Here is a 24,063-nt window from a genome sequence, read left to right on the forward strand (position 1 = left end):
AGAAAAAGTAGGAACTCACACTTTAATAAGAGAAGCGCTACCTTCCTCCTGAAGAATTCTAAAACAAGGGAGTTCCCGCAAAGTTTGAGATATGCAACGATCGAAGACAGGGACTCTTCAGAAAAAGTAGGAACTCGCACTTTATTAAGAGAAGGCCTACCTTCTCCCGAAGAATTCTAAAACAGGGGAGTTCCCGCAAAGTTTGAGATATGCAACGATCGAAGACAGGGACTCTTCAGAAAAAGTAGGAACTCACACTTTATTAAGAGAAGGCCTACCTTCTCCCGAAGAATTCTAAAACAGGGGAGTTCGCGCAAAGTTTGAGATATGCAACGATCGAAGACAGGGACTCTTCAGAAAAAGTAGGAACTCACACTTTATTAAGAGAAGGCCTACCTTCTCCCGAAGAATTCTAAAACAGGGGAGTTCCCGCAAAGTTTGGGATTTGCAACGATCGAACACAGGGACTCTTCAGAAAATGTGGGAGCTCTCACAAAAAGAGAATCGCGCAGGGGTACAAAAAAAGGGGACGGTACAACTTTCGTCCCCCGTCCGTTTCAAAATGAAAATTCGCAGTGGAGGAACTTCAACCAGGGAGGTTGTTGTCCATCCATTCCCAAATATCGGCTTTGGGAGTTCCTACATTAGGGCTTCAGACAAAAAATGACCTTGCATTTTAAAAAACTAAAAAATTGATGCACTGCAAAACCCTTTGACTTTTAGCCGGGAGAATTTTTCCTGGCTAATCATGCTGACCGTCGTAACTGTACTGTTTTTGGCCATTTATGGGATCGACATAGTCGCTCTCTTTTTCTTCGGGATTCATACCTATATCATGGTATATCTCTACAAAAAGAACCATGCATACTGCGAATCGGAACCGGACAGAATCCTCGACGTAAACGATCCGAATCTTCCGGTCGTAACGGTTCAGCTTCCGATCTTCAACGAATTCTACGTTGTGGATCGATTACTGGAAACTACCGTCGCACTCAAATATCCAAAGGATAAACTCGAGATTCAACTCCTCGATGACTCTACGGACGAGACGGTCGAAAAATCCAGAAAACTCATCGCACATTATAAATCTCTCGGTTTCGACATTCATCACCTCCATAGAACAGGAGCGGAACGCACCGGTTACAAGGCGGGCGCGCTCGAAGCGGGAATGAAAGTGGCCCGTGGTCAATACATTGCCATCTTCGACGCTGACTTCATGCCGGACCCGGACTTCTTAATCAAAACCGTTCCTTATTTCGAAGATCCGCAAATCGGGATGGTTCAGGTTCGTTGGGGACATGTCAACGCGGACTACAACGTTCTTACAAAAGCTCAGTCTTTTGGAATCGACGGTCACTTCATGATCGAGCAAGTTGCTCGGAACGGTTCTCACCTTTGGATGAACTTCAATGGAACTGCGGGAATCTGGAAAAAAGATTGTATCATCGATTCCGGCGGATGGGAGCACGACACTCTCACGGAAGATTTTGATCTTTCCTACCGCGCCGAAATGAAAGGCTGGAAATTCCGTTATTTTAAAGATATCGAATGTAAGGCCGAAATCCCAGCGATGATCTCCGCTTACAAATCCCAACAATTCCGTTGGTGCAAAGGATCGATTCAGACTGCGGTTAAACTTCTTCCAAGAATTCTCCGTGCGGACCTTCCTTGGAGAATCAAATCCGAGGCCATCGTTCATTTAATCAATTATTCCGTTCACCCTCTGATGATCATCAATATTCTCTTTAGCGCACCGTTGCTTTTGATGGACTATTGGTCGGGATTCAGCTTCTACGATCTGCCGATCGAGATTTTGATGGGAACCGCGGCGATTCTTTCCGTTGGATCGATCGGCCCGATGATCTTCTACGCCTATTCTCAAAAAACTCTTCACAAAGATTGGAAGAGAAGAATGGTGTATCTACCGATTCTGATCATGATCGGAACCGGAATTGCAATCGTAAACACCAGAGCTTGGCTCGAAGCCATTCTCGGGATTCAATCTTCTTTCAAACGCACTCCAAAACTCAAAATTGAGAAGAGCACCGACGTTCTGAAAGACAGGCTGAAATACACAGTCCCTCTTGATTTTCACGTCGTTTTAGAATTCATGATGGGCTTTTACTGTTTAGGAACCGTAGTCCTTTCCTTTATGCTCGGAAAACCGCAAATCGTGGGATTCCTGGTCATTTACGCGATTGGATTCTTCTACGTAGGATATCTTTCCCTAAAAGAAGCGCTCTGGAACTTCGGCGCTTCCAAAGAGAAATCCGCCGAAGAACTTCCCGCTCAAGCCTAATCGGTCGAACAAAGCAGGGTAGGAATCTCTATCCTGCTGTTTTCTGTCGGAGCTTCTGCTTGACTTCGCACTTTTTTCTGAAAAATTGACAAAATACCGCTACTATTATAGGAACCCCGATGAGTGAGAAAGTTTACTGCGCCAATTGCCTACACTGCGTTACTGTAAGACAGTATGAATCCGAGGCAGACAAATACATTCTCCGCGTAAAATGTACAAAGAAAAAATGGTCCAAGAGATCCGGAGAAGAAAAGCTCTATAAATACTTTACAGTTGCTCGTCGTATGCAAGTGAACTGCGAGTTTTATGAGCCGATGGGTGAAATTCTTCCTTATATCAAAAATCTTAAGAAAGAACTTCCGATCAAAGACGAAATCTACATGGTGAAAACTCTCACCTAAAGAGTTTTGAAGCCCTCCGCTTTTACTCTCAAACCAGGATTGGTCCACGGAAAGTTTTCCCGAAAGACCGTCCTGGAAGAACCTTTCACGCTTTTTCCCGAACCGGGAGCCCTCTATCTCAAAGAATTCCCCACTCGTGTACGCGCAGGCGAACCTCTTTTAAAACAATCCGTAGGAACCTTACTTTCTCCGGTGGACGGAATCGCGAGTTTGATCCAAGGAGAACATTCCACGAGGATCAAGATCGTACAAGACGGAAGTTTTCAGCTTTCCAACGAAACACAAATCGATCCTTCCCTCAAGTTGGAGCAAGCTCTCGAAAGAATGGACGAGCTCGGTTTGGTTTCGCTGGACTTCGCCGAAGTAAGCCTTTCGACTCTTTTTAAAACCTTTCGTTCTTCTTTGATCGTTCTTTCACCCTATACTAAAACGCAATCCGTGGATTTTCGAAACATTCTCATTGAAGAATTCAAAGAATTGCATATTCAATTTTTAGAATATTTAGGCATTTGGTTTCCGGGTGCGGTCGTTAAGGATTTTATCCTGAATCCGGTCCCGTTTCGAAAATACGAATATCCGATGGGCTTTCCTCAATACTTCGTAAAAAAAGCCCTCTCTCAAAAATCGTTTCAAAAAGAGAATACTCTTTACCTCGGTCCGGAAACTCTTTATCACTTATACCGCGCTCTTTTCAAAAAGATTCCGTTTATCGAAAGGCATATCAGCATCTACTACGTCGGCAAAAACGGCGGACTCAAAAAAGAAGAATCTCCGATCAAGTTCCGAGACGGACAAAGTCTTAGCTTTCTTCTTTTGGAGAAAAAGAAAGAATACCCGAACTTTACGTTCAATTCTTTCTTCGATGGGGGAGAATTTCATTCTTCCTCCGAGGAATATTATTTAGATATTTATAATCATCATTCGATTCTTTTTGTGGCCGGAAAGATCAGAGAACAAAAAGAACTTCCCTGTACCGAATGTGGAGAATGTACATACAATTGTCCTCTCGAATGTAACCCGATCGCTCTCGTTACGGGGCAGGGAAAGTTTTCGCCTAACGCGTGTATCGAATGTGGGATCTGCACATTCTTATGTCCTTCCGGAATATCTCTCCGCGAAAGAATTCAAAAAGTAAAATCGGATTCGAAGGAGAAGGTGAATGTCTGAATATCTCCTCGTTACAAAATCCGGATTCTTTCGTAAATCGGATCCTTTTTTCCCGGATCTTTTGATCTCGATTCTTTTTCTTTTAGGAATCGTTTTTTTTGGGACTGTGCCATTGTGGATTTGTTACGGACTTCTTCTCGCCGCTTGTTTCGTTTATCAATTTTTCATTATAAAGCGACTTGTTTATCCTTTGAAGTGGTTTGTTCATTCTGGGATTTACGTCATTCTTCTTCCAATTCATCCGGGTACGGTTCTTTGGGCGATCCTTGCCGGGATTTTAGGAATTGTTCTTTATTCCCCTTTGGAAACCCGCATCAGAATTCAGATTCCTCTTTCGTTGATTCAACTATTGATCTTTCTTTTTTTCTATCTTCTTCTTCCGGCAGTGGATCTTTTTGCGGGTCTTTCTTCCCAACCTTGGTTTTCCTTTCGCGATTCTAATATTTCGGATCTTTACAGCGTTCTTTCCTATTCTCAGGATGGGAATTCTCCTTGGAGATTTTCTTCTTTGGAAACGATGGGAACCTATTCGATTCTTTTTCTCGTTCCCGTTTTTTTAAAACGTCCTTTTGCGTTTCAGATTCCCGTGCTTTTCGCATTGGGATTGATTTTGGGAGTGGGAAGCTTGGCTCAGGAGTTCTCTCCGGTCCTTCTTTCGACTTGGATTTCTTTTGCGATTCTTTTTGCTTCTCCGGGAAGAAATTTATACACGGCGTGGGTTTATTCTTTGATCGGAGTTTTGGCGACGGGAGTCTTGTTTTATGTCATCCAAGTCTTAATTGCCTTTTACGTACCGCTTTTCACGTATTCCGTTTTCTATTTTTTCATTGAAGCCAGTTTGATCCGTATATTTCTGGGAAGCAGAGTCGATAATTTCGGGCAATTAGAGTAACCGAGTTTGTGGTTAGAATGATGATCTCGTATCGTAGCAAACATAAGAATATGAATAAAAAACACAAAGAGTCAGAGGCGATTCTATGAATCAATTGTTGACTCTTCTTCATCCGGAGACGATCATTTTTAATTTGGAAGCAGGCACCAAAGAAGAAGTCATTTCGCGACTTTTACAAAAGGCCGTGGAAACAAATCAGATCGACTCGGAAAACAAGGATGAAATTTTAGAATCTCTTTTGGCCCGTGAAAAATCGATGTCGACAGGAATCGGAAGCGGGGTCGCGATTCCTCACTGTTCCGTAAACCTTGTCGACGAGCTCAAGTGTGTGATGGGACTCAATCAGGAAGGTGTCGATTTTGATTCCATCGATCATCAACCGGTTCATATTTTTATTTTATTGATCGTTCCAAAGACGAAATTTCAAGAACACATCAAGACTCTCGCGCAAATCGCAAAAGCGTTAAACGTGAAAGATGACAGAGAGAAGTTGATTCGTTCTAGATCTTTTGAGGAAATTCAAAAAGCTTTTTCTCGGAATGTTTAATCGTGCAGGGAGAAATCTCTAGGTTCTTTTTATTTCTTGTCGCACTGATTTTTTTTTCCGTCCTATTCGGTCATCTTCGATCTCTAAATAAAGAATATCTTTATGCGGATTCCTCCTTTTCTAAAGAAGAATCCTTCCTGGAGCGGAAAACCTTTCCTTCTCAGATCCTTTCTTTCGTAAAAGGAATTCTTACCTTACAACCGGGAAAAACGGCCTCCGGAGAATCGGTTTGGAAACATATTTCTTCCCGTGTGCTCCCTACCTTACATTTAGCGATCTTTTCCGTCGGTTGGGGAAGTTTGTTCGCGATCGCGCTGGCTCTTTGGAGCGGTCGAAGTGAAGAGAATACGGTCAAAAATTTTTTTTTCTTTTTAAGTAATCTCGTATTATCGACGCCCGTCTTTGTAGTCGGCGTGGTTCTACTCTTGATTTTTTTCGTTCGCTTGGAATGGCTTCCTCCAGGCGGTTATGAATCTTGGAATACTACCTATGTGATTCTTCCGGGGATCGCGTTAGGATCAAGGGTGTGGGCAAGAATTTTTCAGTTTGCATCGAGTTTGACGGAAGTCGAATTAAAATCACCGTATGCGAAGGTTTTACGAGCTCGCGGATATTCTAAAAATAGAATATTATGGAATCATGTTTTATTGAAGATTCTGCCTTTTCTGGCGGTTTTGATTCTTCTGGATTTTAGTTCTCTTCTTTCAGGAGCGATGATCGTGGAAGAAATCTTTTTCTTTCCGGGGATCGGGAAGTCCATGTATTATGCGATCCAGACAATGGACTCCGAACTCTTAAGCGCGCTTCTTTTTTATAGCGGTCTTACTTTTTATATTTTTAGTAGAATTTCTCTTCGGTTTCAGGAAAACCTTACCGGAAAGGAGAGCGCCTCGTGATTTCCATGAGCAATTCTTTTCGAATTCTATTCGGTGCTCTTGTTCTCACGGGGATTCTCTGGAAAAGCCCGCCTACCGAAGTTTTTTTGGAGGACAGCTTTTGTTCGATCGCCTGGAATCATCCTTTCGGATGCGACCGTTTGGGAAGGGACGTTCTAAGTCTTTTTTCTTATGGGACATTCTCCACACTTTTGTTTTCTCTTCCTTCACGTATTCTTACTTTGTTATTTAGCTCCTTGGTATGTTTGTTCCAGTATTCGATTCCGTTTACTGGGAAATGGTTTTTTACTCCGATCTCTTCCGTTTTTGTTTCCGTACCGTCTCTTCTTGTCGCGTTACTCACGGTTCACGCACTGGGGAACGGACCTCTCGTTTTGGTTGTGGCGATTCTTTTGGGAGATTGGGCTATGACTTATGAAACTCTTCAGAGTAAAATTCGAGAAACAGACGGAAGTCCTTATGTTTTGACTTCTACTTTTTTCGGGGCTTCCAGGGCGAACGTGTTTTGGAATCATATTTTCCCCTCGGCAATGCCTGTTTTGAAAGTTCTGTTTACGACAGGATTGCCCGCGGTAGTTATGACACTGGCGCTTTTTAGTTATCTTGGTGTCAGCGCCGGAAGCGATTGGTTTGGCCCGGGGTTGGGAGAACAGATTTCTTTCGCAAGAGATTACGCGTATTCGGCGCCTCTCGCGCTGGTGATTCCCATTGTAGGAATCGTGGGATTGGTCACCGCTTTGAACGTGAAAAGAAGATGAGTAGAGTATTTGCATTTATTCTAATATTATCGATTTTGAGTGTTTCGATTTCCGCTCAAGGGATAGACGATTACTATCGTTTTCCGGAGGCGGGAATGAGGGAACGGATCACTTTTGAAACCGAGAGAAAACTTTGTATTTTTCCGCTAAAAAATCAGAATGCCGACGCGAGTTTGGATTATTTAAGTAAGGGTTATGCGAGTGTTTTGTATTCCGGTCTCAAAGGTTTGTTTCAGATATTCGATCCGGAAGTGATTCCGAAAAGTATTCAACACGGTTTCGGGAAACCGACCGGTAGAGAAAGACTTAGAAAGGGAGAATGGGACGCGGAAGTTCTGGAAAAGGTTAAGAATGCGAAAGAAATTTCTCCTGACAAAGATCCTAGATTCTTATCTTTAAAAATCGACTATATTTCGAACGAGGCTCCTCCCGAAGATAGTTCCCTTTTTATTTCCGGAAACAAACAAGGTTGTTTTTATCATCTCGCCGGCACCTATGAGAAGAAGAATGAGTTTCAGATGGAGCTCAAGCTTGTTCTGAGATCTTCCAAAGACGCTTCCAAAAAAGAATTTAAAGCAAAAACTAGCGTTAGACGCTCTTATCAAGAACTGGAAGGATTGATCGGCGAAATCAAAAAGGAACTTCTCGGTAAAAATACGATCTCCTTTTCTTTCCGATCGGGAGAGATGGAAGGAGTTCTTGTGTTTTTAGACAGTCAATTTCTCGGGAAAACCCCCTTGCAGAGAACGGACATTCTTCCGGGGAACCATGTGATCAAATATTATATGGATGGATTTCAGAGTCAGGAAAAACGAGTTTCCGTTCAGGACGGAGGCAATTTCGAAATGACTCTTTCCCGAACACCGAGAGAAGGTGTGATCTCGGTTTCTTCCAATCCGGAAGGCGCTAACGTTTATCTCGGCTCCGAGTTTTTGGGAAAAACACCGTTGGTCCGCGCTTCCGTAAAGACGGGATCCAATCGACTTCGTGTTTCCATGGAAGGACATGTTGATATTTTAAAAGGTGTGGAAATTAAAAAGGAAGAAGAGACGAAGTTGGACTTCGTTTTAAAACCTGGTGACAGCGTACTTTATTACAAGAATAAACAGAATGTCTTTTTGGATCATTCTTACAGTGACTTTTCGATCTATTCATTGTATGGAACCCTATTGTTCTACGCAGGCTATTATTATTTCAATTTAAAAGCGAACGCGTTGTATGATCGCGGAGAGAGTCGAGTGAATCTTACCCGTTTGTTTTTTGCCGCGAATGTCGTTCCTCAAGATACGTTTATAGCAATGTATGTATATGAGGAAAGGATCATTCGTGAAACAAATTCGGATGCTGGGAAGTATCAGAAACTGGCCGGAAATTTCGGCAGACATCAGGGAGTCACCGGCGGGGTTATGGTTTACGGTATGGCGTTGATGTTGATTTTGTCTGCGACGTTTTATTTTCTCGGCTTGGATGAAGAAACCTTAGACGTCGGTGTAGTTCCGACGAGAGTGAACAATCCTTTTGCGATTCCGGGGCAGACGATGGAGATGGATTCTTATGCGAAATTCAAATTGAAATTTTGATTTCTCTTCAAGTCCGTTGATTCTTTCGATTTTATTTTCTTCAGACGCGTTCTTTTTTTAATCTTTTTTCTATTTTTCCCGCCCATTGTTAAATTCCTCGGAAATGGTTTCAGTATGGGGATTTTACTTTTAGATTCAGATCAGGAACTCCGCTCCGTTCTTCAGGAAAGATATTCCGAGACGGTGACTCTTTTGATTCCGAAAAAAACTTTGGCGGGTTTGAGCGAATCGGAAAAGAGAAGGCTTCCGAAAAGAATTCCGGATCTCTTACGAAAATACGGAAAGTATTTGGGTGTAACGAGGAGGTTGGGAAAAAAAGCCGGAAAGATTCTTTATCAAGCGAGCGAAGGTAAGGAGAATATGCAGAGGATCAACGCTCGTGTTAGCACGGGAAGTTGGGCTCTTTTGGGGGCATTGGCTCAAGCTCACGGAGTTTCCCGCTGTTATCTTTTTAATTATCTCCTCTGGTTGGAAGAGATCGAAATGGATTCTTTTCTCGTGACAACGATGAACGAGGGAGCTCCCACGTTTCACAGGAATTACAGATATATCCTCCACCTCAACTTGTTGGACAACGAAATCACTCGTAGATTAGAATGTGAGCCGTCCGATTTTTTAAGCATTTTAGATTACAGGGATTGGTTCGATTCTTAAAAAAGCGAATTAAATCCATCCGGAGACGATGGGAAACAAACGAAAACTTCCAAGGACTAAAATCGGATTTTCAAAGCCGGCGTTCGAACGAAAAAACGCGCGCATTTCTTCTAAGCCGATGGATTCCTTTTTTTCGCAACTCTCTGGAAGATGAAAACCCCCCTCTTTCAAAAAACGAAAACCGGTAATCGAATTCTCGGCTTTCGCATCTCTCAAAAGTTTCAAAATACCCACGCCGTCTTTGTCCTTTAACAAACCCGCAAAAATTTGGAATCGCAAATCCGGATAGAGAGAGCGTAAACTTTGAATCGTCTCTGCGAACGCATCCGGATTGTGAGCCGGATCAAAAATCAATAAAGGAGAATTTCTCAAAACGGTCAATCTACCGTGAGGAAGTGAAATTTTACTTTTCGAATCGGCAAATTCTAGAACATTCGATTCTACTTTAGAATCCGCAAGCAAATCAGAATCCAAAATTCTTTTCCAGACTCTGAACGAAAAGGACCCATTTCGAGTCAGATAATCGCTGTTCGGTGGATCCTCCTCTAACAATTCACAAAGGATATTTTTCTGTTCGCAGAATTCTCGGATTCTCCGATTGAGTTCCGATTCTTTTTGTTCCATCGCAAAAAGGACTCTTGTGTTTTCGGAACAAATTCCTAATTTCTCTTCCAGGATTTGAATTTTAGAATTTCCTAATATTTCTTTGTGATCGAGTCCGATCGATCCTAAGACCACGACGTCCGGATTGGAAAGTTTCGTAGCGTCCAGTCTTCCGCCCAATCCTGCTTCGTAGATTTGAATTTCGATCGACTCCTTTTCAAAAAAACAAAATGCGGCACAAGTAAATAGTTCGAAAAAGGAGAACGTTTTGAGATCGGATTCCGCACCTTGTTCGAGTAGTTCGTTTAATAAAAGATTCAATTCTTCGATTTGAATTTGTCGAAAGGGGTCGACTTTGGAACCGATTCGAATTCTTTCCGAAGGGGAAAGAAGATGTGGAGAAGTGTAGAGTCCGGTTTTAAAACCGGAAAGACGAAAGTATTCTCCCAAAAAATGGGTAATCGAACCCTTTGCGTTCGTTCCAACGACGGAAATTCTACAAAGAGTTTCCTTCTTCCTCCGATCCCATCCGTATTTGTTTAAAATTTTCCCGAAAGGTTCCAAAGAATAATCGGAGAATACGTTGAAGTTTCTCGTCTTCTCCAGGTTGGATAATCGAGAGATGAATTCGAAAAAATCGGCTTTCATCGATTTGCTAATGCGAAAGACAATCGTTCTCTGGTTTTTTCGATATCATTCGAATCCGGTATCACCCCGGTAAAAAGTTCGAACTGTTTCATCGCTTGATACAAAAGCATCTCCGATCCGGGAATGATTTTCGCGCCCATTTTCTTGGCAGTTTTCACCAGAGGAGTCTCCAAAGGATTGTATACGATATCAAAGAGAGTCATAGAAGAATCAAAAAATTCTTCTCCGAGAAAAGGTCCGGGCGATTGACCCTTCATTCCCAAGGGAGTCGTATGGACGATTAACGAGATTTCTTCCCGAATGGATACGAGATTCTTCGGGTCGACAAACACCGCTTTTACGGAAGAATTTTCCGAGATCAAAGAACAGATTTCTCTCCCTGTCGTTTCGTTTCGAGAAGAAAGAATCAGCTCCTTCACCTTTCCCGAGGTAGCAAGACTATAGGCGATCCCACGAGCGCTTCCTCCGCTCCCTAGGACCAGAGCTTTCCCTCGATTCAGAGATTCCGGCGACCATTCTAAAATGGAGCGAAACGCTCCGTCTCCGTCCGTGTTATACGCCAGAACGGAATTCTTCTCAAAAATCAAAGTGTTTGAAGCCTTCATAATTTTGGAAGGTTCGTCTGCTTGGTCGGCGAGTGCGAAGGCTTTTTCCTTGTGAGGGATTGTAACCGAAAGTCCCTTCACTCCCGATTCTCGAAGTTCTCGAATGATATTCTGATCGAATTCCTTCGTTTCAAAAACTTGGTAAGAAGCGTTCATTCCTTTATCTTTATAAATGGAATTGTGAATGAGTGGTGAAAGGGAATGGGAAAGGGGAAAGCCGACTATACCAAAAGTCGTAGCCGGCTGATTTGTTTTCTGATTCAAACTAGAAATTCTCTTTTTATTGCGCTCGTTTCTTCAATCAAATTCATCGGCGTTTTCCATTCTCCCGGTGGAAACTTATAATGTAGAACATTGGGTGCGGGAGCTGGGACTTTTTTGCTCCGAAAGAAGCAAGTTTTGGAGCGAGTCGTAAAATGAGTCGACTAAAAGACAATTCCCGAAAATGCTGTATTGGAATGAGCCTATTGAATTTACCTGATTCTTTTTTACACGGACTGGGTGCACAACTCTTTTTGGCGCCGCTTGCTTCTTTTTCGGGCTCTCCCTGGTGGACAACGATTCTCGACGTTCTTTTTGTGGTCGGAATCTCCGGTGGACTTTCTTGGTATTACTATTACTACAAACGTAAGGATCTTCTCGGCGGATTTTGGGGAGCGCTGATTGTTGCCCTTCTTGGTTCCCTGATTATCCTTTCCCTCCTTCAGGATTTTATTCGCTCCATAGTTCTTTGGTTAATCTCACCTAAATTTGGCATCTATCAAATCTCAAACGTAAATTTACTCGCGGTTCTTTTGGGTGGCTTGCTTGCCCTCTACATTATGAATCGTATCAATCACAATAAAGAAAGAAGGGACTAAGAATTCCTTCTCTTGGATGGATTGATTTCTTAAACCTCCTAAGGTCGAACGCCTTTTCGGTTCAAAAATAATTCTTAGAATTTGTCCGGTAAAAAGTTGTTTGCTGGGTGAGTGGTATGGTCATCTCGAAATGAGATCGATCCGTTGTTTATCGTTTTGCAATCAACGTTTCTTGCCATCATCAATCGGGTTTATGAGGAATCATTCTATGATTTTGAATTTTCCTTTTTATCTTTCAAATTCAATTCGTACAATTTGATATACTTTAGGAAATTATAATAGAATCCAAAGAGAGCCAAAACAAAGCCCTGTTTCCCATCCAAGAAGCCGAAGCGGATCGTATACATCCAAAACGCCTTGTAAAATCCTTCCATAAAAGCGTGAAAAAGACCGCTGGTTTTGCCGGCTCTGAATTTTTCCTGAGCACCTAAGTCCGAATAGGCGTTGATATAACGAATATGATCGCTTATATTTTTATAAGAATAATGATAAACCGGTGCATTCAGTTTTTCGCATGTTCCATTGAGATGAACGGTCTCATGCACCAAACCTCCGCCGAACGTTCCCTTTACTTTTTCAAAAAGTCGAATTCTTCGATTGGGATACCAGCCGCCGTGGCGAATCCATTTTCCTAAATACCAGGTGAGCCTTGGCGTCGAATAACCGTCCGCCTTTGGTAAACCATTCTTAAATAAGTTTAGAATTTCCTGTTTTAGATTGGGAGAAACTTCTTCGTCGGCGTCGAGTGTAAGAACCCAGTCGTTCGTTACGAGAGAAAGTGCGAAATTCTTCTGACTTACGTAGTCGTCGAACTTTCTTTCATGGACTTTTGCATCGTATTTCTTCGCGATTTCAACGGTCTTGTCCTTGGATCCGGAATCCACGACGATGATCTCGGAAACGAAGTCCAGAGGTTTGAGACAACGCTCTAAATTGTCTTCTTCGTTGAGAGTGATGATACAAACCGAAAGGGGAAGTCGCATTTAATTCTTATGATTTAATTTTCGGATGCTCTGAAAGTCGGGGGTCAACGGAATTTCCAATCTTGCGATCGTAACGTCTTCTCGAATGATAATTCTAAAATAAGAAGGATCGATTCCTTCTCCCTTGAGCATGATGAGAATGAGCGCAAGCCCGATTCCCGCACCTTCCGTATTGTCCGCGTTGTCCAAATAAAACTGAGCAATGTCGTTGTATCGCATTCCCTTTTCTAATTTTTCTCTAAGAGATTTTTCTTCTTGTTGTGTAACGGGCGCGTTGTTGATGACTTCGATCCGAATTCCATCGAAAGAATAATGAAACGTGATCAGGCAATAGTATCCTTCCTTTCTTGCCTTCTGTCCGTAGAGTTCGGACATCGCTTCACTGAAAATATTTTTATATTCGCGAACGCCTTTTTCATAATCGGCGGCGTCATTGAGATCGAGACCTTTTTCTTCGAAAAAAATCCTTTTTTGGTTTGCTTTGCAGGCGTTGATTGCCAACTCTTTTATTATAGTATAAACCGTAGGAACCAGAGTAGGATGAGTTACCTTATCCAGAATCAGACCGACTGCCTCTTGGATATGCTCTTCGACAGAATGAGTCATCCTGTGGGTTTTCAGAGAAAGAATTTTTCCATTCTCAATTGTTAGCCGGATATTGTCGGATATATCTCGGATTTCCTGCCCCATCATCCATGAACATTCCTGAATCTGTTTCGTTTGTCAAGAGAGTGATTGTTAGAAAGGGAAAAAAGGAGCGTCTTTTAGAAACAAAGATACGACGCTTTCTTTTTAAGCTGACTGCGTTTTCTTTGATGCTATTGTCTATCTCTCCATCGCTCTTTTCGGAGTCTTTGACTTTGAGCGGTGTGCGTTATTTACTTCCCGGAAAAAAAGAATACTCGGATGTTTCCGAGATTCGAATCGAAAACGGAAAAGTTATCTCGATCAAAAAGTTAAGTTCTTATTCCGGAAAGGTGTCGTACGCTCTTCCCGGATTTTGTGATTCGAACGTAACTCTTTCCACGGATTCTCTCGGAGGACAAAAAGATAGAGCGGGAGTTTTTCTTTCTCTTCAATCTTTTTTGGCTCACGGTTTTACCGGAGTTTTTTCCGTGGGAGATCCTTCTTGGGTCGAGGTTCTTACCAAGGACGCACAACGATCCGGCAAGTTTGTTCCTTGGGTCCGAAAGTCTGATTCTCCATGGATTGCTGAAAGCGCGGAAACAAAGAATTTTGGAAACCTGCCAGGTTATACGGTGATACGTTCTTCCGGAGACGCGGTCGCGAGAATGAAAAAAAGACCGAATTCTCCCGTGCATCTTTTCTATCGTTATCAGGAAGGGGAATCTTTTGCTTTCGACGGTCCGTTCTTGTATCAACTCAAGAAGGTCGCGGACGCGGAAGGAATCAGGCTAGCGTTATCCGCCTTTGGGGACGAGTTCAGCATTTTAGAGGGAATCAACGCGGGAATTCCTACGCTCTTTCATCCGGTTCCCGACGGAATCGCAGGAAGAATTTCTCCCGGTGTGTTTCGAAATCTAAACTGGGGACCTATGTTTTCCGTTTACTACTATCAAAAACTTGCGGGAACTCCCGAGTGGGAAACCGATCTCAACTCGATGAAAGAATGGAGTCCGTTCTTCGCGAAAAATCTTTCACCCGAACCCGAATTTGCCGGTAAACTTTCCAATCTAAAAGACGAAGAAAGGGAGAATGCGGAGAGAGAATACAAATCCTATCTTGCTTTTTTAGTCAGACAAAAAAATCTGAGTCAAGGGCTACTTCTTGCTTCAGGCACCGGAAATCTTCATGTTCACCCGGGGATCGGCGGTTGGAAAGAGATGGAAATTCTTTCCTCCGTTTTGGGAAACGAAGAGACCATTCGAATCGCAACCGAATCCACTTGCTCCTTCTTAGAAGCGCCGCATGATGGAAAAATCCGCGAAGGAAAGCCCGCCTATATCAACGTATTTACGGAAGACCCGATGATCAGTCTAAAAAATTTGAAATCACTCCGCAAAACGATCGCCGGTGAAATTTCCTATCCGCCTGAAAAAAAGGAATCCACTTCCAGTCAAAAAAAGAGAGGGAAAAAATGAAAGAATCTGAAAAAGAACTCTTTGAGAAAATGTTAGACGCTTCCTTTAAAAAGAAAAAAGCGATGGAAGCCGGCACAAAAGTCGTAGCCGTAGTGAACTCCGCCAAAAAAGATTTTATATTCGTTACCGCAAAGGATTCCAAAACGCAAGGAATCATTTCCTCCGAAGAATTTCTCGAAGCGGGTTTGCCGACTCCGGGAGACGAAATCGAAGCGTATTTTTTAAGGGAAGATCACGGAGACATTCACTTCACGACTTGTCTCAGCGGAGAATCCCTCAACAAAGATCTATTAGAAATCGCTAAAAGAGCTGAGATTCCGGTCTTAGGTCAATTTATTTCCGAAGGAGAATCCGGAGCCGACGTCAAGATCGGTGAGTTTACCGCATTCTGTCCTTTCTCTCAAATCGATCCCGAATTAAAGAAGTCGGGTTTGGTCGGGAAACGACTCAAGTTTTTGATTCAGGATATCGGGACCAGAGGTAAACTCATCGTCTCTCAGAAAAAAATTTCCGATCGAGCGAAGGAAGCAAAACTCGGAGTTCTCAAACAAGAATTGAAAGAAGGGATGTTCGTCACCTGCAAAGTCAAGACGATCCAGAACTTCGGGCTCATCGTGGAGATGGACGGACTCAGCGCCCTCATTCCCATCTCCGAAGCAACGTATAAGAAGAATCCGGAACTCGACAAAGAATTTCAAGTTGGTCAGACCTTGCGCGCTCGAGTTCTCCGGATCGACTGGGAAACTCAAAAGATCGCTCTTACCGTAAAAGACTTTTTGAAAGACCCTTGGGCGCAGACGGTTCCGTTCAAAGAAGGGGACATCGTGAAAGGAACGGTGGATTCTCTCAAACCCTTCGGACTTTTTGTAAAGTTAGACGATCATTTCAACGGTCTCGTTCCAGGAAGAGAAACCGGAATTTCGAATCGAATTCCTTTGACTCAGAGTTTTAAACCAGGAGACGTAGTTGACGTTTTTGTAATGGAGGTCAACCCCGAGAGAAAACAGATTTCCCTTTCGATTCAGAAAGCGAAGGAAATTCAGGAAAGAATGGACTACAGCGGTTACTTGAGTACGGACACAAGTGGATCTACGAGTTCCTTCGGGGCGATTCTTCAGAATTCTTTGAATAAGAATAAGAAAAAATGATTCTATGTCTCTGCATATAGGTCTCTACAGACCGGAAATCCCTCCCAACACCGGAAACATCGCAAGACTTTGTGTGGCGTTGGGAGCGGATCTTCATATCATCGGACAAGCATCCTTCGATCTTTCCGAAAAGGCCGCGCGTCGCGCGGGCTTGGATTATTGGGATAAAGTAAAAATTTCACTCCATTCTTCTTTAGAAGAATATAAAGCGGTTCTTCCCTCCGATTCGAATTTGTATCTGGTTTCCGTTCACGGACAACGTTCTTATACGTCAGTGAAATATAAGTCCGGAGACGCTTTTCTCTTCGGAAACGAAACTTCGGGAGTTCCCGCGGAAATGAAAAAATCTTGGAATGAGGAAAAGATCTTAAAAATTCCGATGGAAGATTCCTCCCGATGTTTGAATCTAAGCAATTCAGTCGCTGTGATTTCCTATGAAGCGATGCGTCAAATTAAGTCCTGGTAAAAACGGATTTACACTTTCAGAATTCTGCATCTAAATGGATAAAGTATGAGCTTTCACCTCACAAGAGAAGAAATCGAAAAGCAAATTCAGTCGATGCTCTCTCAGGGGTTGACCGGAACCGTAAACGATTTTTACGCTTGGATTCGGATGGAAACTCTCCGCAAATTTAAGGACGAACCGGATACCGAAAACTCCGTCGTCGCGACAATCTTAGAATCTTTGGTGAATTCCGGATTCGCAAAACACAATAAGTTCAATCAGAAAGAATTTCACATTCATCCGGATCAAACTCAGGGAAAAAAACTACCGTCTAAGGACAGTTATGTTTTTCTCGGAAAAATCGCGTTTCAACCGATGCAATACGTTCGGAGTCGTCTTGAATTCTTTTTGAAAAATCAGGGAACCCCGGACGATATCGTAATGGATCTTTGTATCGGAGCTCTCGAAGCCGTCGAGAATGCGGTAAAATACGGAGACGGAACCGAGGTCGAAGTGGAATATTCCATCGATCGTTCCCAGACATTATTCATCAAAATCGTAAACAATCTCAAAGAGTTGAACTTGGAACAGGATATTGAAAGAGGAAAGTTTTCTTCCACTGCCACGCTCATGCGCGGTATGATGGTGATGCAAAAACTTTTTGACGAACTCGATCTGGAAATCTTGGAAGGAAGAAAACAAGCTCAGTTCAACGCCAAGAAAAAACTTTCTTAACAAATATGTCCGCAGTTTTTAAAATTCATTCCGCCTATCAACCCGCCGGTGATCAGATCAAGGCGATCGAAACGATCGGAACCGCTTTTCAAAAAGGGGAACAGAAGATCACTCTGGTCGGCGTCACCGGTTCCGGAAAAACGTTTACGATGGCACAGGTCATCCAAACTTTGGGACTTCCCACTTTGGTCTTGTCGCATAACAAAACTTTGGCGGCCCAGTTGTTCCGCGAATTCAAGGAATTCTTTCCTGAAAACGCAGTGGAATATTTCGTTTCTTATTATGACTACTATCAACCGGAAGCCTACGTCCCTTCCTCCGATACCTTTATCGAAAAGGACAGTTCCATCAACGAAGAAATCGATAAACTAAGATTGAGAGCCACTTCTTCGTTATTGGAAAGAGACGACGTCGTGATCGTGAGTTCTGTTTCCTGTATCTACGGCTTGGGTTCTCCGGAAGAATACACCAATTCCGTGGTTTCTCTGAAGGTCGGAGATACGATCGAAAGAGACGCGGTCATCCGAAAACTTCTTCACATTCAATACAATCGAAACGATATCGACTTCTCCAGAGGGAATTTCCGAGTTCGCGGAGATTCCATAGAAATTTATCCCGCGTATCATACGGACGGAATCAGAATCGAATTTTTCGGAGACGAGATCGATTCCATCAGCAGAATCAATCCGGTCACTGCGCAGACGATTATTAAATTAGAAAAAGCTTATATTTATCCTGCGAAACACTTCATCACGTCCGGTCCGAAAGTGAAGGAAGCGGTAGAAAACATCAAAGCGGAAGTGGACGCGCAGGCCGAATTCTTCCGTAAAAATGGAAAACTACTCGAAGCTGAAAGGATCGTCTCCCGCACGAATTACGATATGGAAATGTTGCAGGAGATGGGTTATTGTAATGGAATCGAAAACTATTCCAGACATCTCACCGGTAGAAAGGAAGGGGAAAGACCCGCGTGTTTGATCGATTATTTTCGCGGAGATTTTCTTCTGATCGTAGACGAGTCCCACGTTACGATTCCGCAGATCGGGGGAATGTTCGCCGGTGACAAGGCGAGAAAACAAACGTTAGTCGACTTTGGGTTTCGTCTTCCGAGCGCTCTCGATAACCGGCCTCTCAACTTCGACGAGTTCGAAAAGTTGACTCCGAAGACTCTTTACGTTTCAGCGACTCCGGCTGAATACGAACTGGCAAAAAGTTCGAAAGCGGTCGAACAGATCATTCGTCCTACCGGGCTTTTGGATCCGATCGTCGAAGTTCGAACCACAAAAAATCAAATCGAAGATCTTCTCGTGGAAATTCGGAAACGAATCGACGCGGGAGAACGAATTCTCGTGACGACCTTGACGAAAAAAATGTCCGAAGACCTGACCGATTACTACGAAGAGATCGGTTTAAAAGTCGCGTATCTCCATTCCGAAGTGGAAACGTTGGATCGAGTTGCGATCATTCGCGATTTAAGAAAAGGAATCTACGACGTTTTGATAGGAATCAATCTTTTGAGAGAAGGATTGGACATTCCCGAAGTTTCTTTGGTCGCCATTTTGGACGCGGATAAGGAAGGTTTTTTAAGGAATTATAAATCTCTCATACAGACGATCGGACGCGCCGCGAGAAACGTAAACGGAAAGGCGATTCTTTACGCGGATCGTATCACGGATTCGATGGCGAAAGCGATCGACGAAACGAAAAGACGTAGAAAAATCCAGGAAGATCATAACACCAAATTCGGAATCACTCCTCTTACGATCAAGAAGGACGTAGGCGATATCATTGAAAGGGAAGAAAAAGAGCAAACTTCCGAAGATCTGATTCTGGAAGATATCGAAAAGAAATTCAATCCGAAGAAATTTCCGGACAAAGCAGTGTTCAAAGAAAAACTTCACGAAGAAATGATGAAAGCCGCCAAAGATCTGGACTTTGAAAGAGCGGCGATTTTAAGAGATAAAATGCTTTCCATTCATATAGAAGATCCATCGATCGAAAAATAGAAACACAGGAACTTGTTTTGATTACAATATTGATCTGTCTCGTCACCTTCGGCATCAGCGTCTGGTGTTTTTCATCAGAAACCCAACTTCGAAAATTCATTCTTACACCTTATCGGCTCGAAAGGGATAAGAATTATTATACGCTCTTGACCTCGGGTTTTATCCACGCGGATTGGATGCATTTGATTTTTAATATGGTTTCGTTCTATTCTTTTGGTAAGAATTTGGAACAGACGGTCGGCCCGGTCAAATTCACGCTCTTTTATCTCGGAACAATTTTGATAACGAGTATAATTTCCTGGAGAAAGAATACGGATAATCCGCTTTATGCTACGTTAGGCGCTTCCGGAGGAGTTTGTGGAGTTTTATTCGCGACGGTTCTCTTTTATCCGGGCCTTTCTCTTTATATGATGTTTATTCCGATCCCGATTCCGGGAGCGATCTACGCGGTATTGTATTTGGCTTATACTTATTATTCTTCTAAGAGTTCTCAGTCGGACGGAATCAATCACGATGCGCATCTTTGGGGTGCGTTGTGCGGAATCGCGTTCGCGCTAATTCTGGATCCGCAGATTATCGGAAGGGTAATGAGGAATTTATTGGGAAGCGGGGATTAACCCGCTTTTTCTATCTTTGCTTTGATGAATTTTTTGTAATTTTCCGATCCAAAGCTGACTTCCATCCGAATGATTTCCGGTGCGAGATACGGATGTTGTTTCATGATATATTCTTCTATTTTAGAATATTGATCCGCTCTTGCTTTGATCATAATCTTGTTTTCCGTATCCATCGCGATTTTCCCGTCCCATTGGTACATTAAAGTAACATCCGGAAAAATAGTTCCTGAAATGATGATGCCTTCTTGGAGCATTTCCGATATTTGAATCTCTGCAAGATCGCGATCACTGAGTGTGGTAAATACTATGATTTCGTTTGAGTCAGCCATGGTTTCTCCGGAGGGAAACAATGATTCCTTTGTTCGCTTTGGCAAGAAGTTTTCATTCTATAAGTTGAAATGACGTTATAAAATTCAGGATTGTGGTTATCGGGTCCGAGGTTGTGAGGAACGTGGTCCTCTGCTTCTTCTTCGGGTTTCTTCGAAATAGCCAGTACAGTTAGAAATACAATTCTGAACACATTCGGCTAACACCTCTGAGTTGGAAGTCTGAACGTAACTGCTCATAAGATTGAGACTTCTTTTACATCCTTTTTTGCAATCGGGATGGAGGAATATACAAGAGTATTTCCAGGCTTCTTGTGAATGACGATCTCTGATTTCCTCCGCGGGTCCTTTCTGTTTTTCTTTTGATTCTTCATTTTCTTCCGTTTCTTCCAATTCGATTCCGAGGAACGCCGGATTCGGTTCGAATTCTCTGGAAGTTGCAATCACTTCTCGACCGTCTTTGTATGTGGGTTTGTCCGAATCCGAATTTCCCGAGCCGGATCGAATTTGTGTGACCGTCATTTCAGAATGTGAATCGGCTTTTGCTTTTGTTGGCTTCGATGTTTCGAACGAACGAGTGTTCCGAATACAATTTGCAAGAACAAGGATACAAAACGGGAAGATAAGAATTTTGAAAACAATCCGCGATTTTCCGAATGTACTTCGCCGAAAAAGATTCATTGTGGTTGAGGTCCGGGGTTCGTAGGAAAGGTTCTTGTTTCTCCCGAAAGGATTCTACTCGGTAGAGGAAGATTGCAAAATTGATTGCATCGATCCATACACTGACGTTGTTTTGCGCTTCGATAACCGATGATCGGAAGGAAGATGGAAGTAAAGGGGTACCATTCTTCCATACAATTTCCCTGACACTTGGAAAGAAGTTGTGTACAAGCCTTTTCATAAGAAAAATTAGGATCTCCTCCGTGTACCAGTTCCATTCCTTCCGGTCCGAATGAGGTTCGTTTCCCTTCTTTGATCAGGCGAGCACGTTCCGCTTGAGTGAGATTCGCTTCTTCGGCGGTTGGAAAGGCGTCGGGCGAGGGCGCCTTTTTTAGATTCTTATCGTTACCATCCCAGTCGACTCGCATAAGACATGAGACACCGGTGATTTGAATAAGGAGGAGGAATATCAGAAAACAATGTTGAATGCATCTTGAATTCATCTGATTGAGGTTGGAACGACTCTTCCCTGATTGTTTCAAAAGATCGTAAAAAAGCGACACAAATTCAAATTGAAGTCTCCGATGTACTGAAAATTGTTTTTGCGTTCTTACCCACTCATTTGTCGCTCTTGCTGGATTTGGTAGCCAAGCATTTTGACAAATGGATTGGAAATTATACGGAGTTTTCATTTTTTCAAGTTAGTTGCCTTCGGTTCGAAAACGGATCAAATAGAATCAACTACAGGAATTGAGGAAAGAAATTTCAAAAAAATAATTTTCAAAAGAAAAAGAATCGATTTGCAAGTCTATTATTCAAGATTGAATGAATCTATGAGAAATTGGCTTATTCTAATCTGGATCGGATGTATCCTTTCCTGCGCTTCCACTCAGCCGGAGGGAGAGGTTCGTTTAAAGACGGTTTCTCGTTCCTTCCCTCCGAAACAATTGGATCGAACTCCTTTCGAGGGTTTTCCGATCGCGCTTCCGGAAGACGTCTCTTTAGATTCGATTCCTCTGATTCGTTTATCAAAATCTATTCGAGAGGAAGGAATCGAAGTCCGTTCTCTTTTGATTGTCAAGGATGGAAAACTCGTAATGGAACGTTACGCGGGCGGAGTTACTCGAAACCACAATCATAGCGTTTATTCAGTGACTAAGACGGTGACATCGACTCTATTAGGAATTCTTAATTTAGAAGGAGTTCTAAAAACCGTCGACGAACCGGTGATGAACTCCCTTCGATCTCTTGGAAATCTCCCTTTTCCACTCCTGGAAGGAAAAGAATCACTTCGTCTGAGGGACGTTTTACACATGGCTTCCGGAATGCGTTGGTCCGAATTTCCGGAAAGAGACGATATCAGAACCGCCGAAGATCCGCTCGTGATCGCATTGTTGCCCGAAGTAAAAGATAAACCGGGAACCAAGTTTGATTATAGTAACGGAGATTCTCAGTTGGCCGCCGCAGTTCTGGAAAATAAGTCCGGAATGACCCTTCTACAATTTGCTGAAAAGACTCTTTTCTCTTGGCTCGATTTCAAAGGTTACGAATGGTATACTTCTCCTTCCGGAAGACAAACCGCCGGTTTTGGTCTTCGATTGAAGCCGATCGATATGGCGAAGTTGGGAATGTTATATCTCGACAGTGGAATGTTTCGAGGTAAGAGAATTCTCAAACCGGAATGGGTCAAGCAGGCGATCCAGCCGGGTGCGGCGCAGAACTACGGATATCAACTCTGGACTCATCAATTCGAGGGGAAAAAAACGTTTATGGCGAATGGAAAGGGGAGCCAATTCGTTTATGTGATTCCTCACAGAAGAATCGTGATCGTTACTACGTCAGCGATTTGGGACAAGCCGATCAATTTTCTTTTGGATAAAATTCTTGCGAGTCTAAAAGAATCCCTCGATTCAAAGGACAAGAAGAAAAATCCAGCGAAAGAAGAAGAGTTCTTACGGGAGATTCACGAGTCTTCGATTACGATCGGAAATTCCGCGCTCTGGAAGGATTTGGACGAACCACACCTTCATTCTCACCCTTCGCATTGATCGATGGTCGTGAGAGAAAAACGGATTTTAAAATTTGGGTCTTCGGATTTCGAAACTGACTTTTTGTTCGGTTCCTTTTTTATTTAAAATGAATTTAGAATATTCTAAATATGGAATGGATGTGGGAACTCCTATCAAAGCGATTTGAATTTTTTATTTTGAGGGATTCTAAAATTTGGATCGAATCGCCGGCTCTGGAAAAAAGAAGGCTTCTTGGAAAGAAAATCGGGGAGTTCCCGCATTTCTTGGGTTTCAAAACGAAACCCAGATTTCAAAGCCGTTTTCGAAATACGCTCATCCGTGGATTCTTCTTGAAATGAGAGATTCTATGCATTGATATCCGAAAGGAGAAGATACATTTTTTCGCAGAGGTCGTTTTGATTAACTCGTTTGTCGGAACAAGAGACGTAGGAATTCTTACTTTTTTTTAGAAAAATCTTCCTCGGTTCTAAACGATGGAGTTCCTACTTTTTCGATTTCTCAGAGGGTTTCGTTTTCAAACCGGAGATCAGTGTGTCCAGGAGCTTTTCCAAAAGAGGGGTTCTTTCCTCTTCAATCGATTCCAAAACAAGTCTCGGATGATGGAAAGCCGCGGTTCCTTGAAAAAGAATTCTCGCGCCTTCCTTAGCGTTCGTACAAGAAAACATTCCGGATTTCATTCCCTTCGAAATCAAGTCTTCCAAAAGTCGCGACATCGTGGCAAGGTGGGAAACGACGAAAGGCCTCGTTTTTTCAGCGGAAAGATTGAAAGCGCCGAAGAGTTTCGGATCCATGAGAATTTTTTTTCGTTTCATGGAATGAAGAGTGAGAAACCATTCTTTCAGGATTTCATCGACCTGTTCTTCTTTCGCGGAAATTCTTTCCAATTCCCGATCGATTCGATCCAACCATCTTTTGGAAACTTCGTCCAGAAGGGCTTGTTTGTCCGAAAAGAATTTATATAAAACCGCATGACTGACCTTGAGATCTCTCGCGATGTCCGTCAGTTTCAAACGCTCGACTCCATTCTTACGAATTTCGGTTTCCGTGGAATCGAGCGCTTTGTTATAGAGTTCTTCCGGCGTTAAGCCTGTTCTGGGCATA

At 42.8% G+C, this 24,063-nt stretch carries 25 protein-coding genes and 1 pseudogene; 17 read left to right on the forward strand and 9 right to left on the reverse strand.

Annotation, left to right across the window (positions count from 1 at the left end):
• Positions 1-644: 644 nt before the first annotated feature.
• Positions 645-826 (reverse strand): annotated as a pseudogene (locus DLM75_RS24980) (hypothetical protein).
• Here DLM75_RS24980 and DLM75_RS06265 point away from each other — a divergent pair.
• The 9 genes from DLM75_RS06265 to DLM75_RS06305 all read left to right on the forward strand — a co-directional run bounded on the left by DLM75_RS06265 (position 749) and on the right by DLM75_RS06305 (position 9,194).
• Positions 749-2,299, forward strand: a complete 1,551-nt coding sequence (locus tag DLM75_RS06265; protein ID WP_118967598.1) for a cellulose synthase family protein — start codon at positions 749-751, stop codon at positions 2,297-2,299. The pseudogene DLM75_RS24980 and the gene DLM75_RS06265 sit on opposite strands and share 78 nt — an antisense overlap.
• 119 nt (positions 2,300-2,418) lie before the next feature.
• Positions 2,419-2,700 carry a hypothetical protein gene (locus tag DLM75_RS06270; protein WP_004459036.1) on the forward strand — a complete coding sequence of 94 codons (282 nt, stop codon included), beginning with the start codon at positions 2,419-2,421 and terminating at the stop codon, positions 2,698-2,700.
• Positions 2,701-2,706: 6 nt separating this feature from the next.
• The gene (locus DLM75_RS06275; RefSeq protein ID WP_118967599.1) at positions 2,707-3,867 is read left to right on the forward strand and encodes an oxidoreductase; all 1,161 of its coding nucleotides are present in this window, start codon (positions 2,707-2,709) and stop codon (positions 3,865-3,867) included.
• Complete coding sequence (locus DLM75_RS06280) at positions 3,860-4,759, forward strand: hypothetical protein (protein ID WP_118967600.1); 900 nt, start codon at positions 3,860-3,862, stop codon at positions 4,757-4,759. The genes DLM75_RS06275 and DLM75_RS06280 overlap by 8 nt, the downstream gene beginning before the upstream one ends.
• A gap of 85 nt (positions 4,760-4,844) precedes the next feature.
• Complete coding sequence (locus DLM75_RS06285; RefSeq protein WP_118967601.1) at positions 4,845-5,306, forward strand: PTS sugar transporter subunit IIA; 462 nt, start codon at positions 4,845-4,847, stop codon at positions 5,304-5,306.
• Positions 5,307-5,308: 2 nt separating this feature from the next.
• Complete coding sequence (locus tag DLM75_RS06290) at positions 5,309-6,202, forward strand: ABC transporter permease subunit (RefSeq protein WP_118967602.1); 894 nt, start codon at positions 5,309-5,311, stop codon at positions 6,200-6,202.
• Entirely contained in the window at positions 6,199-6,960 is a 762-nt protein-coding gene (locus DLM75_RS06295) for an ABC transporter permease (RefSeq protein WP_167731732.1), read from the forward strand. The genes DLM75_RS06290 and DLM75_RS06295 overlap by 4 nt, the downstream gene beginning before the upstream one ends.
• On the forward strand, positions 6,957-8,540 hold the full coding sequence (locus DLM75_RS06300; protein WP_118967603.1) for a PEGA domain-containing protein: 1,584 nt from the start codon (positions 6,957-6,959) through the stop codon (positions 8,538-8,540). The genes DLM75_RS06295 and DLM75_RS06300 overlap by 4 nt, the downstream gene beginning before the upstream one ends.
• 114 nt (positions 8,541-8,654) lie before the next feature.
• A complete protein-coding gene (locus DLM75_RS06305) occupies positions 8,655-9,194 on the forward strand; it encodes a DUF1564 domain-containing protein (RefSeq protein WP_118967604.1) in 540 nt (179 codons plus the stop codon).
• 9 nt (positions 9,195-9,203) lie between these two features.
• On the opposite strand, the gene DLM75_RS06310 is transcribed toward DLM75_RS06305, so the two are convergent.
• Both DLM75_RS06310 and aroE read right to left on the reverse strand, forming a co-directional pair.
• On the reverse strand, positions 9,204-10,445 hold the full coding sequence (locus DLM75_RS06310) for a folylpolyglutamate synthase/dihydrofolate synthase family protein (RefSeq protein ID WP_118967605.1): 1,242 nt from the start codon (positions 10,443-10,445) through the stop codon (positions 9,204-9,206).
• A complete protein-coding gene (aroE, locus tag DLM75_RS06315) occupies positions 10,442-11,314 on the reverse strand; it encodes a shikimate dehydrogenase (RefSeq protein WP_118967606.1) in 873 nt (290 codons plus the stop codon). Before aroE ends, DLM75_RS06310 begins: the two co-directional genes overlap by 4 nt.
• Positions 11,315-11,517: 203 nt before the next feature.
• Between aroE and DLM75_RS06320 the strand changes: the two genes are divergently transcribed.
• On the forward strand, positions 11,518-11,910 hold the full coding sequence (locus DLM75_RS06320) for a hypothetical protein (protein ID WP_100785034.1): 393 nt from the start codon (positions 11,518-11,520) through the stop codon (positions 11,908-11,910).
• A gap of 206 nt (positions 11,911-12,116) precedes the next feature.
• On the opposite strand, the gene DLM75_RS06325 is transcribed toward DLM75_RS06320, so the two are convergent.
• Positions 12,117-12,893, reverse strand: coding sequence for a glycosyltransferase family 2 protein (locus DLM75_RS06325; protein WP_118967607.1), 777 nt, complete (start codon positions 12,891-12,893; stop codon positions 12,117-12,119).
• Complete coding sequence (locus DLM75_RS06330) at positions 12,894-13,586, reverse strand: histidine kinase (protein ID WP_100784854.1); 693 nt, start codon at positions 13,584-13,586, stop codon at positions 12,894-12,896.
• A gap of 2 nt (positions 13,587-13,588) precedes the next feature.
• Between DLM75_RS06330 and DLM75_RS06335 the strand changes: the two genes are divergently transcribed.
• Genes DLM75_RS06335 through DLM75_RS06360 form a run of 6 tightly spaced genes read left to right on the forward strand, consistent with a single transcriptional unit; the run spans position 13,589 to position 19,946 of the window.
• A complete protein-coding gene (locus DLM75_RS06335) occupies positions 13,589-14,995 on the forward strand; it encodes a hypothetical protein (protein WP_118967608.1) in 1,407 nt (468 codons plus the stop codon).
• Positions 14,992-16,143, forward strand: coding sequence for a S1 RNA-binding domain-containing protein (locus DLM75_RS06340; RefSeq protein ID WP_118967609.1), 1,152 nt, complete (start codon positions 14,992-14,994; stop codon positions 16,141-16,143). The genes DLM75_RS06335 and DLM75_RS06340 overlap by 4 nt, the downstream gene beginning before the upstream one ends.
• Positions 16,144-16,147: 4 nt before the next feature.
• Positions 16,148-16,609, forward strand: coding sequence for a tRNA (cytidine(34)-2'-O)-methyltransferase (locus DLM75_RS06345; protein WP_118967610.1), 462 nt, complete (start codon positions 16,148-16,150; stop codon positions 16,607-16,609).
• Between the two features lie 45 nt (positions 16,610-16,654).
• Positions 16,655-17,323: an ATP-binding protein gene (locus tag DLM75_RS06350; protein ID WP_118967611.1), complete on the forward strand. Its 669-nt coding sequence runs from the start codon at positions 16,655-16,657 to the stop codon at positions 17,321-17,323.
• 5 nt (positions 17,324-17,328) lie between these two features.
• Positions 17,329-19,329: an excinuclease ABC subunit UvrB gene (uvrB, locus tag DLM75_RS06355; RefSeq protein ID WP_118967612.1), complete on the forward strand. Its 2,001-nt coding sequence runs from the start codon at positions 17,329-17,331 to the stop codon at positions 19,327-19,329.
• Positions 19,330-19,346: 17 nt separating this feature from the next.
• On the forward strand, positions 19,347-19,946 hold the full coding sequence (locus DLM75_RS06360) for a rhomboid family intramembrane serine protease (RefSeq protein ID WP_118967613.1): 600 nt from the start codon (positions 19,347-19,349) through the stop codon (positions 19,944-19,946).
• Here the strand turns inward: DLM75_RS06360 and cutA are convergent.
• The 3 genes from cutA to DLM75_RS06375 all read right to left on the reverse strand — a co-directional run bounded on the left by cutA (position 19,943) and on the right by DLM75_RS06375 (position 21,435).
• Entirely contained in the window at positions 19,943-20,275 is a 333-nt protein-coding gene (gene cutA, locus DLM75_RS06365) for a divalent-cation tolerance protein CutA (protein ID WP_118967614.1), read from the reverse strand. The genes DLM75_RS06360 and cutA overlap by 4 nt on opposite strands.
• Positions 20,276-20,371: 96 nt before the next feature.
• Positions 20,372-20,794: a hypothetical protein gene (locus tag DLM75_RS06370; protein WP_147456610.1), complete on the reverse strand. Its 423-nt coding sequence runs from the start codon at positions 20,792-20,794 to the stop codon at positions 20,372-20,374.
• A 155-nt stretch (positions 20,795-20,949) separates the two neighbouring features.
• A complete protein-coding gene (locus DLM75_RS06375; protein ID WP_167731736.1) occupies positions 20,950-21,435 on the reverse strand; it encodes an LIC_10730 family protein in 486 nt (161 codons plus the stop codon).
• 330 nt (positions 21,436-21,765) lie between these two features.
• On the opposite strand from DLM75_RS06375, the gene DLM75_RS06380 reads away from it, so the two are divergent.
• Positions 21,766-22,980 carry a serine hydrolase domain-containing protein gene (locus DLM75_RS06380; RefSeq protein ID WP_118968014.1) on the forward strand — a complete coding sequence of 405 codons (1,215 nt, stop codon included), beginning with the start codon at positions 21,766-21,768 and terminating at the stop codon, positions 22,978-22,980.
• 464 nt (positions 22,981-23,444) lie between these two features.
• On the opposite strand, the gene DLM75_RS06385 is transcribed toward DLM75_RS06380, so the two are convergent.
• The gene (locus DLM75_RS06385; RefSeq protein WP_118967616.1) at positions 23,445-24,062 is read right to left on the reverse strand and encodes a TetR/AcrR family transcriptional regulator; all 618 of its coding nucleotides are present in this window, start codon (positions 24,060-24,062) and stop codon (positions 23,445-23,447) included.
• Position 24,063 lies beyond the last annotated feature (1 nt).

This window comes from Leptospira stimsonii (assembly GCF_003545885.1).
GTDB classification, from domain to species: domain Bacteria; phylum Spirochaetota; class Leptospiria; order Leptospirales; family Leptospiraceae; genus Leptospira; species Leptospira stimsonii.